The sequence below is a fragment of the Brevibacterium sp. 239c genome (assembly GCF_900169365.1).
Lineage (GTDB): Bacteria > Actinomycetota > Actinomycetes > Actinomycetales > Brevibacteriaceae > Brevibacterium.
The window spans coordinates 66,930-81,155 of record NZ_FXZH01000008.1; the positions used below are offsets into that span (position 1 = coordinate 66,930).

Sequence of the window (14,226 nt, forward strand, 5' to 3'; positions counted from 1 at the left end):
GGGCCCTTGGACGCCAGCCGAGAACACCGTAGCATTATTTGGGAAGGCTATCCTTACTCAAGTGGCGTAGACTGGTTGATGACCCTGCACCACACCGCCCGCAGAGAGCTTCTCTCCACGGGCGGACGTACCGAGTTCCCCGCCACGGCGAGGGACGAAGGAGCATTTGTGCCACAAGCACCCATCACCGCCTTCGAGGCCACCGTAATCGGCATCGAAGATCTCAGCCCCGTTTTCCGCCGAATCACCTTCGGCGGCGAAGGACTCAGGGACTTCGGATGCAGCAGTCACCCCCGTGACCTGCGGTTCAAACTCATCATCCCCTCGGCCGGAGCAACGAAGCCGCAGTTCGATCTCCTCCGTTTCCTCGATGAGCAGGACCCCGACTCCGGCGTGTCCTGGTACCAGGCATGGTTGCAGCTCGACCCTGAAATGCGCGGTGAAATGCGCACCTACACGGTGCGCGAATGGCGCGAAGAAGCCTGCGAACTCGTCGTCGACATGGTTCTCCACACCGACGATCAGGGCCACTCGGGCCCCGCTGCCGCCTGGGCGCAGAACGCCGAGGTCGGCCACAGCCTGCACATCATCGGACCATCGCGTCATGCCGAAGGACCCACGGCCGGCATCGAGTTCGCACCCGCGGATGCCGACACCATCCTCCTCGCCGGTGACGAGACCGCGGTGCCCGCGATCGCATCGATCCTTGAGTCACTGAAGGACGCCAAGGTGCAGGGCAAGGCAATTCTCGAGGTCCCGACCGCCGAGGATGTTCTTGATCTGGACGCGCCCGCAGGGTTCGAGATCCAGTGGCTGCCCCGCGACACCGCCGCCCATGGTCAGCGGCTTGAGCCGGCTGTCCGTGATGCTGTCAGAGTCGAGGACCATGCCCTCGCCGAGGTGGGTGCTGGTACGGGTGCGAACATGAGTGCCGGCGCGCCAAGCAAACGGTCTGTTGAGCTCGACGACGTGAACATCGACGAAGAGATTCTGTGGGATGTGCCGGCTGCGCTGACGCAGGCCGCTCAAGGCAGTTCGAGTGGCACCGACAAACATGCCCGCCCGTTCTATGCCTGGATTGCGGGTGAGGCCGGCCCTGTCAAACGTCTGCGTCGTTACCTCGTCCAAGAAGTGGGCGTCGATCGTCATCAGATCGCGTTCATGGGTTATTGGCGTCAGGGCAAAGCCGAAGGCTGATCATCGTCGCGGCGCCACTCGGGTTCAGTTGTGAGCAGTTCGATTCGCCGTCGAGCTCTTTGAGGTCGAACGCAGCACTTGCGGGACTATGGTGAAAGCCGCACCGAAGAGACAGAATGCGCCGCCAAGCGCTGCCAGCGGCGGTGGAACTTCGCCGAGAATGAGCCAGGCGAGAACGACGACGATCGCGGGGACAAGCAGCCCCGAAGAGCTCAGGACACCAGCCGGAAGGTAACGGATCGCATATCCCCACAGGTTGAAGGCGAGTGCGGTGGGCACTACGCCGAGGTAGATGATCTGAACGGTGATGTCGACGGGAGCTTGGGCCACCTCGGCGATCAATCCGGGCGCGAAGACGAGGCAGGCAAGGGTTCCGGTAAGAATGCCTCCCCAGGTCACGGTCACAGAATCAGTGTGGGACAGGAACCGTTTCTGCAGCAGCACGCAGGAGGCATAGAGAATCGCTGCGGTGAGACTGAGGAGCATGCCGCCGATGGTGAACTTTCCGGTGAAGCTGGCCACCGTGATCATCCCGATTCCAGCCATCGAAACCACTATGCCGATGAGCAGCCTGATCGGCAGCCCCTCGCCGAGAAACAGCCCCGCAAAGACGGCGACCAAGAGTGGGCCGATGTTGACGATCATCGCAGCTGTTCCTGCGTCGATCGACTGCTCGGCTGCGTTGAGGACGACCGTGTACCCGGCGAACCAGGCAACTCCCCAGATGAGCATGATCAGCCATGTCATCTTCGAGGTCGGGAACCTCGGCTTGCGAAAGAGCATCCAGGCGGAGAGGACGATCACAGCAGCGCCCATCCGCAGCAGTGACATAGGACCTGGGGAGTAGTGGTCGCCGGCATCGCGAATGACGACGAACGACGAGGCCCAGAAGACCATCGTCAACAACGCCGCTATCCACGGCATGATCCGTGGCGGAGTTTCTTCCGCGACTGGCTCGACCGGTGGCGGGGGCACGTCAAACATCGAGGCGGCAGTGGTGGTCATCTGAATCGGCGCGCAATTTCCGGCGTCTGAGCAGTCCTTCATGGCTACGATTATTCTGCTGCTTGCCGTCAATTAAAAGCGCACACTATTGCACATCTGTGCGCAGAGTCCGTACGGTTGCTGAATGAACAATGTCATCCAATTGCGATCGTTCAAATCCGTTGCCGCCACCGGCTCCGTTCGAGCAGCAGCTCAGCATCTCGGCCTGTCACCGTCGGCAGTCAGCCATCACCTCAAGCTGCTCGAAGAGAACGCTGGACTGACATTGTTCCGACGCCGAGGCCGAGGCCTGTGCCTGACTGATACCGGCACCGCCATTATGGGAGAGGTCGACGGAGTCCTCGAATCGTCGAGCCGACTGCAGCGGCGCATCTCAGATCTGAAAGACAGCCGAGTCAACCGACTGTCGATCGGATATTTCAGCACCGCAGGCAACCGATGGATGCCGGAACTGGTGCTCTTCCTCGAACATAAGTTCCCGAATACGGCAGTTCAACTCAACTTGGCTGAGGATCAATGGCATGAGGGTCGGTCCGACATCCAGATCATCATCACCGAATCCAAAAACCCACCGTTTCCACCTCAGATCAACAGCAGCCTTCTGCTTGAAGATCCGTACGTCGTCGCTGTACCCGAAAACCACGAGCTGGCCACACGCAGAGAACTCTCGCTGATCGAAGTGGAGAGATACTCGTGGATCGACAACGATAGAGGCGAGGGGCCATGCAGGACGATCCTCTTCGACGCCTGCGCCCGGGCTGGAGTTCAGGTGCAGTTCAAACACGAAGCCCACTCGTACGTCGCCGCGCTCCACATGGTCAGCCGTGGATTGGGGATCACCCTGCTCCCCCGCCTCGGCATCGACCAACTTCCAGCCGGAGTGGCTATCGTGCCACTGGCAGCACCCGAGCCGATCCGCTATGTCCACGCCATCAGCGACCCTGGTCATCCGCAGCAGGAAGTCATCGATGATGCGATCTCTGCTCTTCATGAACTTGCCAGTGACGATGCCGAGAAGAGCAGAGGAACCGCGGCTCGATTCAGTAGCTTCGCGGCATCCCGAGAACGTGGGAACCGAGGTAGTTAAGCACCATCTCCTGACTCACGGGTGCAATTTTCATGAGCCGAACTTCCCGAAGATAACGCCCCACATGGTACTCCTCTGAGTATCCCATTCCACCGTGCACCTGAACCGCGCGATCCGCAGCGTCCACCCCAGCCTCGGCACACAGATATTTTGCTGTGTTTGCCTCCCGACCACTTGCCAGCCCTTGATCGTAGGTCCAAGTAGCCTTCCGAAGTGCCAGCTCAGCAGCGTCAAGCTTCGCGAGGGAATCTGCCAATGGGAACTGGAGCCCCTGATTCATACCAATGGGCCGATCGAAGACGACCCGCTCATTTGCATACTTGACCGCCTTGGCAAGTGCCGCACGTCCGATCCCCAGAGCCTCTGCCGCGATGAGCATGCGCTCCGGATTAAGTCCGTCCAAGAGGTACTTGAACCCCTTGCCCTCCTCGCCCACTCGATGTGATTCAGGGACCACGAGGCCCTCGATAACGAGCTCGTTGGAGGAGACTGCGTTGCGTCCGATCTTGCGGATCGGGTTGATCTGCACATGAGTCCGGTCGAGGTCAGTAAAGAACAAGGTCATACCGTCTGTCGGCTTCTCGACATCTTCACGCTTCGTGGTGCGCGCCAACAAAAGGATCTTGTCGGACTCCATCGCCTTCGAAATCCAAACCTTACGGCCAGAGATTACATATTCATCGCCCCGCCGCTTCGCGAAAGTAGTCACTCGAGTTGTGTCAAGACCTGCGTCAGGCTCAGTCACTCCGAAGCATACGTGCGTTTTACCCTCCGCGATCAGCGGCAAGTTAGCCTTCTTGAGCTCCTCGCTGCCGTGCTTGATTACCGGGTGTAGACCAAAGATCGTCATATGGATCGAACTCGCCGCGTTCATAGCACCACCCGCAGCTGCAACCGATTCGAGCAATAGGGTCGCCTCTGTGATGCCAAGACCGTGGCCCCCATACTCAGTCGGCGTAGTCAGACCGAGCCACCCCTTCTCCGCCAGCAGGTTGTAGAACTCCGTCGGGAACTCATGGTTGGCGTCCCTGTCAGCCCAGTACTCGTCGTCGAATTGAGCCACAATTTCCTGGGCGGCTTCGCGCACCATCAGCTGATCATCAGTCAAGGCGAAATCCGCCATAATAATCTCCTCGATAAATTCAGTGCCATAAGGTCGAACGATTCGACGATTGCGGCTAATACGCGCGAATCGCTGTCACACCTATACCCGAAATTCTCATCCGGCCCTCCGTGGTTGTCGTTGTACAACGAGTTCGATCGCACTTTATTTGGTAGTACCAATATAGAATGTAATCGAGGATCCCGTCAGACTCAAGAAAGAACTCATGAACACGACCGAGACTTCCAGGTTCGTCGCCGAGCTGCGCTCACGAATTCTCGACGGCACATTACCTGCAGGCACCAGGCTAGACGCGGAACGCGAACTCGCCGCGCACTACGAACTCAGCCGCACCACAATTCGTGCCGGCCTGCAGGCATTGGCCTCCGAGGGAATGATCCAGCGAAAAATCGGACGGAATGGCGGTAGTTTCGTCACCACGCCGAGTGGGGACACAGTGACAAGCTCTCTCCAGCTCGTCATCGGAACTGGCGGAATCGCGGAGCGTGATCTCATGGAGACTCGCCTGGCCATCGAGCCCCAGTGTGCCGACCTCGCTGCGACTCGAATGAGCGAGGATGAAATTGGCAAACTCTCAGCAATCCAATCGGAGATGACTGCGGCTATCCGGCCAGTTGGCAACCCAGCCGATCGGCCGGCTTTCCTGCGGGCCAACGCTCGCTTCCATCTCCACATAGCCCAGGGAAGCCACAATCACGCCCTATCCGCGATCCTCGCGGGGCTCATTGGCCCTATTGAAGTACTCACCGACGACCCTCATCTTGTCGGGCCGGGTCAGCTTCGGGAACTGGTGCAAGCCCATGAGCACATCTTTTCTGCAATTAAGTCGCGTGACGGAGTCCGTGCTGCCGACGTGATGCGCAAGCACCTACGCGCCCATATCCGGTTGTCCAACAAACACTGAAGTCACTCACCGAGCGAAGTTTAACCAGTGAGATCACCCTTGTTGGGCAACCTGTTTTCGTCTACAGTATTCGTTAATACGTACCGTTCGTGCGCATATACCAATGGAGGTGTAATGAAGTCACGCACACAGGTCATAGCAGCACTGTCCGCCGTCCTCATTCTGGCGTCAACGACACTGAGTTCATGTACCCCGGCAACAACTGCAGACACGACTACTCTGTCCTTGGCCGACAGCTATGCTCCCACACATATTTTCGCGGAATCCGGAGTCAGCATCTTCATGGACGAAGCTTCGGATCCAGACAGCGGTCCTATCGGCGGTTCAGAGGAAACACTGGACTTCGCCTATTACCCGGCAGGACAAATGGGGACTCCGCGAGACCTCGTGTCTCTCAATCGATCGGGAGTTCTTGACATTACCCCCGCTTCGGCGGCCTATCTCTCCGACCAGCTTCCCTTATCCAGTGTGTCCGACTTGCCAGGCATGGTTGAGGATTCTTGCGTGGGCGCACAAGCTCTGTTCGACATGATGTCCCCGGGAGGGATTCTCTACCAAGAGGAATATGCACCACGTGGTCTGCGTCCACTGTGGGTGTCGGTGCTTCCCAGCTACGAGATTCTGACTGTCAGCCGCCAGATCAATTCTCCTTCGGACCTTCGCGGACTCAATATCAGAACTTCAGGCGGAGCTCTCGACGCGACTCTTTCCGACCTCGGGGCGGCAGCTGTCAGCATGCCGGCGCCCGAGGCATATGAAGCGCTGTCCCGGAAGACTGTGGACGGCGTGGCTTTTCCCTTCATCAGCGTGCTCCCGTACAAGCTGCAAGAGGTACTCGACTACTCGACGACAGGACTGAACATCGGAGCATTCGCGATTCCATATGTCATCAGCGAAGAGACATGGAGCGAACTTGACCCTGCAATGCGGAGTCGAATCGAGAGGGCCGGCCACGATGCGCAGAACAGCCTGTGTCAGGCGGTCAATGACGAGACCCCAGCAGCAATCGACGCGATCGGCAAGGACGGGGTCGAGTTCAAGACCCCCGATGCTCAGGGAATGAAGGAATTCGAAGACAAGCTGGCACCTGTGCGCAAACAATGGGCCGAAAACATGGATTCGATCGGCAAACCGGGTTCACAGGTGCTCTCCCAGTACGAAGCTCTCATCGCGCGATACGAAGGGAACTCGAAATGACTCGTGAACACAGATCGGCGATACAGCGGACGATTCACACCATCAAGATCGTCAGCGTGACGCTTGCCGGTGTGGCGATCACAGCCATGGCGCTGGTCATGCTGGCAGAGACCTTGATGCGTTATGTCTTCACCAACCCTCTTGGTTGGAATATCAGTGCAGTTGAGCGGATCTTCATGCCAATGTCCGTCTTCCTTGCGCTGCCCTGGCTGTATCTGACTGCGGGACATGTCACTGCGGAGCTCGTCTACGACAGATTGCCAACTGCGTGGCGTACGAGTGCCCGCATCATCGGGCATCTAGTACTCATCCTCATTACTGCGGCTCTTACATACGGAGGCATGGTGACGGCCATGGATTCGTTCACTCTAGGCGACGCTCCGCCTCCGGGTTCAAGCGAGATTCCAATTCCGACATGGCTGTGGCAACTTAGTCAGCCAGTGGGAGCTGCGGCCCTGTTCTTCGTCGCTGTCGTCGACACTCCTAATGTCATCACAGGTTCATCATCAGCCAATGCCAACGCAACCGGGGGTGAAGACGCGTGATCGCCATAACAATCAGCGTCGTCCTACTGATTCTCATCCTCATCAAGGTTCCTATTCCTTTCGCGATCCTGGGCGCAGCTGGTATTGGTCTGTTGTGGGTGGGAGGTAGCGAGAACCTCATCGGAGTCTTCGAAGTCATTCCGATGAGCTCGGTCGGTAGCAATTCGCTCGCTGCAATCCCACTCTTCATCCTCATGGCCCATCTCGTTCTCAAGAGTGGGGTCTTGGACACCTTGTTCAACTCGGCGAGTACGTTGATCGGACGAATTCGAGGCGGAACCGGCATCGCAGCGGTATTGGCAGGCGCAGGCTTCGCGGCAGTGTCGGGGTCTTCAACAGCCGCAGCAGCCACACTTGCCCACACTTCTACAGGCACAATGCTCAAGCAGGGTTACAGTCCCAGACTTGCAAGCGGAACGGTCGCAAGCGCGGGCACACTGGCTGCGATGATTCCGCCGAGTATCCTGCTGGTCTTCTACGCCATCACCGCTGAAACCAGCGTCGGAAAGACGCTGCTCGCCGGAGTCATCCCCGGCATACTCATGAGCTTGGGACTGGCAATCACAGTCTGGGTGATGGGTCTACGTGGACATGCTCCTGCAACCGAGCGCACTCCATGGATGGCCAAGCTCACCGCTTTGAAAGGCCTACTGCCGATTGCCTTCCTGTTCGCTGTAGTCGTAGGAACGGTCTTTCTCGGGATCGCAACCGCCACCGAGGCCGCGGCGCTTGGATGCTTAGGCGGGCTCTTCCTTATGGTGTCGATGAAGACGATGACCTGGTCAAACCTCAAATCCGCTGTTGTGGGCAGTGTCTCCAGCAGCGCGATGATACTCTCCATCGTCTTCGCGGCACATGTGTTCGGGATCTTCCTTACACAAACTCAGGTCGCTCCAACAGTGGTGGAATACGTCCAAGGTCTAGCGATCGCTCCGACTCTCGTCATCGTCATCTTTGCGCTCATCTATTTAGTGCTCGGGTTCTTCATGGATCAAATGGCGATTATCGCTCTGACAGTTCCGGTGACTCTTCCAGTTGTCGAAGCGCTCGGCTTCGACCCGATTTGGTTCGGCGTAATCGTCATACTTTTAGCAGAGATCGGGCTGATCACCCCACCCCTGGGGCTCAACGCGTTTGTCGTGTCTCGCGCGGCCGGAATCAGAGTCGAAACCGTTTTCATGGGCTCAGTTCCCTTCATTATTGCAATGCTCATCGTCACGACCCTGATATTCGTGTTCCCCGATCTGTCATTGTTTCTGACCACAAGTGTGAATTGAGGAAATAAGCAGTGAACTCCGCTCCTTCTCAACCAAGTTCGGACAAAACCGATCCTTCAGCGTCTACCCGGCCCGTCTTGGACGGTTTGAAGGTTCTCGAATTGGGCACTGTCATAATGGCGCCGTATGCAGGGAAGATCCTTACCGATCTTGGTGCCACGGTGATAAAGGCCGAGCAACCGGGCGGGGACATCGGCCGACGCATAGGACTTGGTGGGGTATCCGGAGACAGCGTGCTATCGATGAACCTCAATGCTTCAAAACACAGCATCGAGATCGATGCCGGCTCCGAAGCCGATCGGCCCGTCCTCGAACACCTCATCGGCTGGTCGGATGTCATTATCACCAATCTGCTGCCCCGGCGACGACGTCGCTACGGGCTTGACTGGGAGAATGTCCGCCGACTGAATCCTCGAACGATCCTGTGCACTGCGCAGGGCTTCTCCTCCCATTCCGACCTGGGTGATCGGCCAGCTTACGACGACATCATCCAAGCAGGGTCTGGTGTCGCAGACACATACAGCTTGCGCGATGGCAGGCCAAGCTATTCTCCCTATGTCGTGGCCGACAAAGTCTGCGGAATGACCATGGTCCAGGCAGTTTTGGCAGCCCTATTCAAAACGCAGGCGAGCGGAAAGGGCACGTGGGTCGATGTTCCGATGGTCGAAACCATGGCGGCGTTCACGTTGGTCGAACACCTTGGCGGCCGGACCTACTCCCCTCCCCGCGGAGATGTCGGATGGTCGCGTGTACTCTCCCCCGAACACAGGCCTCATCAAGCTCTCGACGGCTTCATGTGTGTAATGCCCTATACAGACAAGAACTGGGCTGATTTCTGCGCAATCATTGATCGACCCGACTACCTGGACCACCCTGATCTACTTTCAAATCAGGCAAGGACTCGTAATCCGAGAGTCTATGAGTCCGTTCTCGCCGAGTATGCCTCGACACGTACGTGTACGCAGATCAAGGAGGAATGCGAGGTTCTTTCCATTCCAGTTCAAAAGGTCATGAAGGTCGAGGAAATACCAACTGACGAATATCTGGGAGCGTCGTCGATGCTCTCGCGTGCCTCACACTCAAACGAGGGCGACTTCGTCCACGTAGGATCACCTCTCACTTTCGTCAACCATCCACGGCCCCCGGTGAGAGGGACTTCGGCAATCGATGCCGACCGCGCCGAGGTCTTCGACATGATCGGCTATTCGAATTGACTCTGTACGCTGTCTCTCACACCACTATCCGGTAAGAGAGAGTCCATGACATCGACACATCGTACGGTCAATCGTATTGTTCGAATACTTGAGTCGGTCGCCCGATCGGGAGATACAGCTGTCAGCCTGACGACCCTGGTACGCGAGCTCGAAGCCCCCAAGAGCAGTGTCTACGGTTTCGTGAAGGGGTTGTGCGCGGAAGGATACCTCGACGAAGTCCACGACGGCTACATGCTCGGCACAGGCGTCGCGCATGTCCTCGGCCCAGCTGAGAACTCGATTGTGCTGCTCATTGAGGATGTGCTCGAAGAGATCTCAGCTCGCACTGGTGAGACCGTAACTGTGGCCATTCGTGTTGCCAGCTCGGTTGTCTATGTTCACAGTCTGCCCGCTGACTATGAAGTCTGCTATGTCCCGCAGCTCAAAGTCAGACGCCCATTGTTACCAACGTCCTCAGGAAAGCTGTTCTTCGCACTACAGCCGAAACCCGGGGACGAAGAACTGCTCGCAAAATTCGAGCCCAACCAGCGGTCGAAGCTGCAAGCAGAACTGCCTGGAATTCGCGCCTCCGGAACCGCACTCAATCGCGGAGAGACAGTTCCCGACGTGGCAGCTACCGCAGTAGGAGTGTTCGTCGACTCGGTGCTCAATGCAGCGATCACAATCGCGGGCCCAACCACCAGGACAGAACCACACTTGCAACACTACGGAGATATTGCGCGCGAGCTGCTCGAGCGCGCGGGGTTCGGTCAACCCTGAAATTATGGTCATCTACTTCCACGTGGTGTAGCGCCGGGAGGCAGCTGCCAGTAAAACCAGTTGCCACCGGAGACCGGTGTTCAAGTTCGCCTCGCTTCCAGAAAGAGGTCCTCTTCCCGCAAGCATGATCTGGCACGCTCAGCTTCCAGCGAGTGGAAGCCCAGGCACCTAAAGCGGCTATAGTCCACTCCAACTCATTCGTCGAAGAGTGTGTCGATGACGTCTTGAGCCACGAACTTCGCATGCAAGATCGGTCGCCTACCCGGATCGATCGAGGCAGGAGGCACCCACGCCGGACGACCATCCTGAAGCATCACTGTCTCCCAATCCGACCGATCCAATAAATGGTGATGAGCCGAACAACTCAACATCATGTTATTGATATCGGTTTTACCTTCTTGTGCCCACTCCACAATATGGTGGGCATCGCACCACCCCGGCGGAGCATCACAACCAGGGAACGTACACCCCTGATCACGAGCAGTCAGGACCGCGATCTGCTTCGCATTCGCGAACCGATTCTCCGTGACCACCTGCATCGTCTTCGCCTTCTCGGAGATCAGTTCGAAGAACACCGCCCCGTTCAAACCATGACGAACCAGCTCACTGATAGGGACCGGATTCTCAGTCCCCGTGGTACCGACCCCGGTTCCATTCGCAAGATCTTCGGCCTTGGCTGTCACGACGAGTGCGTATTGCGAGCCTTGACCAGTCCGCGTCATATCGATACGCCCGATCAACGTCGCGAAGCGTTCGTAGATCCACTCCTGAGCACTCAACCGCTGTCCCGACATGTCAACGAGAGTTCCATCCTCGAGAGCACCGGACTCGCTCGCGGAATGATCGTTACTGCCAGCAATGGTGTTTCCACCGTTTGCATCGATTGCACTGTCGTTCTTCGCGATTTTGGTTCTCTGTGTCAGTAACCCGTTGAGTTGGCCACCGGTGACGGGGTCGAGGAGACCCGTGATCTCCCAGTCCCCGTTGTCACACGCATGCATGTTCACTTTGTACTTGGTCCGGTCCGTGGCATCGACGGGTTCTTGACCATCGGGATCGATGTGGGCCAAGAGGCGGGCGAAGATAGCGTGGAGGTCATGGACCCGCACCACTGGTGCCTTCTCAACCAGCATCGCTTCGGCATAATCACGATGAGCCTGGCTCACCCAGGCCGGCAGCTTCTTCAAACAGTCCTTGATGACTCTGGCCTGGTCGGCTGAGAGCCGACCTTCGTTGAAGGCATCGGCGACGATAGGACAGACCGGTGCCTGTGGCTGACCGGTCAGGGTGACCCGACCGCCGAGGTTCTTCGCCATATCAGTACGCCGGTTGGCTTCGCGGCTGGTGATATTCAACCGGTCTTGGATGAGGGCCTTCGTGGTTTTGGCACCATAGTCGGTGGGTGTCCCGACTCGTTCACACACGGCCAACGCCAGGGTGGATAGGGCTTCGTTGACGCGGCCCAGGGCTTCGAGCCCGTCGATGAGTCTGATGGCCTCTTCGGGACCCATACGCCGGTCGAAGGTCCGCAGCCCCTCCTTGAGTCCGCTCAGCGCGGTGAGACTGTTCGTGACTTCGGGAGCGAAGCGTGCAAGATCCGTCCACTCTTCACTCGACAGCAAAGGGTGAGGACTCGAACTGCTGACATCAGAGACTGGGCTGTCAGCTGAAGCACCGAGAGTCGGAGCCGGACTGGCCGCAGCGAAGCCATCGCCAGTCAACGGCTCGGTAACGTCGCTGACTCCCTCGGTCTCGTTGTCATCAGCGGCTACCGAAACATCGGTGCCCACCTCACCCTGATCATCGGCAGCACCCTGACCACTCGACTCACCCTCCTGACCCTGATCAATCGGGTCTTCATGGTCACCTGTGGGTACGGCTGGCAGGGATTCGAACTTCTTCGCCAGAGGGTGGCCGGTGAGGTCGAAGTCGGAGTCTTTGAGCTGGTCGAACAATGACGGCGGCCCGTCTGCTGACGACGAAGCCTCAGCCGCCTCAGAAGCCGCATCGTCCCCCGCCATGGCATCACCGGTACCGGGGCGTGGGTCACGCTCTTCCGAGTGTCCTGGTGTGCGGTCGGGGGTGAGAGTCATGGTACTGAAGTCCATTCGCCAACATCGTCGTTGCTCTTCCTCTAACTATACTCCTGTTTCGCTTATTTTGACCTGCGAGTTTCGATTTTCTTTCGTTTATTCTTTGACTGTTGTATCAATTGATGCTCGAGGGCCTCGTCACGTCCCAGGTCAGTGTGTGGAACGGTGATAGGTGTCTGATCGTAGGAACATGACGAGGAAATCCGTCACACACAAACACTGAACACAAAAAGAGCCGCGACACTGTGCGTTCACAATGTCGCGGCTCTCACAGTCACACGCCAATCGTCCCAAGCGAGGACTCGCACCTCAGATCGCGCTGAGCATCTTCCCTGGGTTGAGGATCCCCCGCGGGTCAAGAGCATTCTTCACAGCGATCTGGATCCGCCTCGAGCCCTCATCAAGCTCGTTGTTGAGCCAATCACGTTTGAGGAAGCCCACGCCATGTTCACCAGTGATCGTGCCGCCCAGCTCCAGACCGATGCGCATGATCTCGCCGAAGATCTCCTGCGCCCGTGCGGTCTGCTCCTCATCACTTGCGTCGAAGAATACCGAGGGGTGCGTATTGCCGTCACCAGCATGGGCCACCAGGGCGATCATCAGGCCCGAAGACTCCTGCAGCTCCTTCAACCGGTCGCAGAACTCGGGCATCGCCACCCGAGGCAGGCACACATCGTCGAGCAGCTGGCCTCCCCCATGACTGTTGGCGAACTTCTCGTAGGCGGGTTGGATCATCCGTCGTGCGGCAATGAGCGCGGCCGAATCGCTCGGATCGTCGGAGTACGCGACGTCGAGTGCACCGCAGGCCTCGGCCACCTCGGCGAATTGGGCCATGACTTCCTGCGAATCCGCAGGATTCTGGTCGACCTGCATGATCAGCATCGCCCCCGCGTCACCGTCGAGGCCGAAATCTCCGAACTCGTTGAGCATCTTCAGGCTGGACGAGTCGAGGAACTCCATCAGGCTCGGCACTCCACCGGCAGCCATGAAGTCCGCAACCGTCTGCAGGCCCGAGCGTTCGTCGGGGAACGTTGCGACGGCGGTGAATGGATCCGGCAGCTTCGGGATCAGGCGCAGGGTCGCCTCGACGACGATGCCCAGCGTGCCCTCGGAGCCGACGAACAGATGGCGCATGTCGAGGCCGGCCACACTTTTCGCCGTCTGCGGGCCCAACTTCGTCAGCGTGCCATCGGCCAAGACAACGGTGAGGCTGCGCACGTAGTCCCTGGTCACACCGTATTTCACACAGCACAGGCCACCAGCGTTGGTGGCGATGTTGCCGCCGATCGATGACAGCGCGACCGAGCCAGGATCGGGTGGATAGGACAGACCGAAGGGAGCCAGATGATCCTTGAGGTCCTGGTTGATGATGCCAGGCTGGACGGTGACGAGTCTTTCGGCCTCATTGACGCTGAGGACGTCCTTCATCCGGGAGACGTTGAGCAGGATCGCTCCTGGTGAGCCGTTCGCGCCTCCAGAGATCCCCGACCGCGCACCCTGCGGAACGACCGGCACGCCGTGCTCGGTGGCGAAGCGCATGACTTCTTGGACATCGGCCGCCGACGTGGCCCTGACCAGAGCGATCGCCCCTTCGTGAGGGCAGAACAGAGCTTCATCACGAGCGTGAGCTTCGATGACGTCGGGATCCGTCGTCAGCGCCCCATCACCCAGCCGGGCCGCGAGCGCATCGAGTTCGGCCGGTCCCACCGTGGTCTGGTTCTGTGCTGTCATGACATCCTTCCGAACGGAAATGTCGGGACGGTCCCGACCGCCTCGGCGATTCTCATCTGTGACGACGCAATTCCCGACCGGGGCCCGGGTCGGG

Annotated in this window: 12 protein-coding genes; 8 read left to right on the forward strand and 4 right to left on the reverse strand. The window is 58.4% G+C overall.

What is annotated here, in order from left to right; genetic code table 11:
• The first annotated feature begins 168 nt into the window (after positions 1-168).
• Positions 169-1,197 (forward strand): siderophore-interacting protein, encoded by a 1,029-nt coding sequence (locus tag BSP239C_RS09330; protein ID WP_257930147.1) that lies wholly within the window; start codon positions 169-171, stop codon positions 1,195-1,197.
• Between the two features lie 24 nt (positions 1,198-1,221).
• Here the strand turns inward: BSP239C_RS09330 and BSP239C_RS09335 are convergent, their stop codons facing one another.
• On the reverse strand, positions 1,222-2,244 hold the full coding sequence (locus BSP239C_RS09335; RefSeq protein WP_257930148.1) for a DMT family transporter: 1,023 nt from the start codon (positions 2,242-2,244) through the stop codon (positions 1,222-1,224).
• A gap of 82 nt (positions 2,245-2,326) precedes the next feature.
• Between BSP239C_RS09335 and BSP239C_RS09340 the strand changes: the two genes are divergently transcribed.
• Complete coding sequence (locus tag BSP239C_RS09340) at positions 2,327-3,289, forward strand: LysR family transcriptional regulator (RefSeq protein ID WP_101572173.1); 963 nt, start codon at positions 2,327-2,329, stop codon at positions 3,287-3,289.
• On the opposite strand, the gene BSP239C_RS09345 is transcribed toward BSP239C_RS09340, so the two are convergent.
• Positions 3,243-4,412: an acyl-CoA dehydrogenase family protein gene (locus tag BSP239C_RS09345; protein WP_101572175.1), complete on the reverse strand. Its 1,170-nt coding sequence runs from the start codon at positions 4,410-4,412 to the stop codon at positions 3,243-3,245. The genes BSP239C_RS09340 and BSP239C_RS09345 overlap by 47 nt on opposite strands.
• A gap of 205 nt (positions 4,413-4,617) precedes the next feature.
• On the opposite strand from BSP239C_RS09345, the gene BSP239C_RS09350 reads away from it, so the two are divergent.
• From BSP239C_RS09350 to BSP239C_RS09375, 6 genes are all read left to right on the forward strand, one after another.
• Entirely contained in the window at positions 4,618-5,316 is a 699-nt protein-coding gene (locus tag BSP239C_RS09350; RefSeq protein WP_101572177.1) for a FadR/GntR family transcriptional regulator, read from the forward strand.
• A 114-nt stretch (positions 5,317-5,430) separates the two neighbouring features.
• Positions 5,431-6,513, forward strand: a complete 1,083-nt coding sequence (dctP, locus tag BSP239C_RS09355) for a TRAP transporter substrate-binding protein DctP (RefSeq protein WP_096161128.1) — start codon at positions 5,431-5,433, stop codon at positions 6,511-6,513.
• Complete coding sequence (locus BSP239C_RS09360) at positions 6,510-7,058, forward strand: TRAP transporter small permease (RefSeq protein ID WP_226831548.1); 549 nt, start codon at positions 6,510-6,512, stop codon at positions 7,056-7,058. Before dctP ends, BSP239C_RS09360 begins: the two co-directional genes overlap by 4 nt.
• Entirely contained in the window at positions 7,055-8,335 is a 1,281-nt protein-coding gene (locus tag BSP239C_RS09365) for a TRAP transporter large permease (RefSeq protein WP_101572179.1), read from the forward strand. The genes BSP239C_RS09360 and BSP239C_RS09365 overlap by 4 nt, the downstream gene beginning before the upstream one ends.
• Before the next feature lie 11 nt (positions 8,336-8,346).
• Positions 8,347-9,549: a CaiB/BaiF CoA-transferase family protein gene (locus BSP239C_RS09370; protein WP_101572181.1), complete on the forward strand. Its 1,203-nt coding sequence runs from the start codon at positions 8,347-8,349 to the stop codon at positions 9,547-9,549.
• Between the two features lie 45 nt (positions 9,550-9,594).
• Positions 9,595-10,308, forward strand: coding sequence for an IclR family transcriptional regulator (locus tag BSP239C_RS09375; RefSeq protein WP_096161358.1), 714 nt, complete (start codon positions 9,595-9,597; stop codon positions 10,306-10,308).
• A gap of 194 nt (positions 10,309-10,502) precedes the next feature.
• Here BSP239C_RS09375 and BSP239C_RS09380 read toward each other — a convergent pair whose 3' ends face one another.
• The gene (locus BSP239C_RS09380) at positions 10,503-12,401 is read right to left on the reverse strand and encodes an HNH endonuclease signature motif containing protein (protein WP_257930149.1); all 1,899 of its coding nucleotides are present in this window, start codon (positions 12,399-12,401) and stop codon (positions 10,503-10,505) included.
• Between the two features lie 309 nt (positions 12,402-12,710).
• Positions 12,711-14,132: an FAD-binding oxidoreductase gene (locus BSP239C_RS09385; protein WP_101572185.1), complete on the reverse strand. Its 1,422-nt coding sequence runs from the start codon at positions 14,130-14,132 to the stop codon at positions 12,711-12,713.
• Positions 14,133-14,226: the final 94 nt, after the last annotated feature.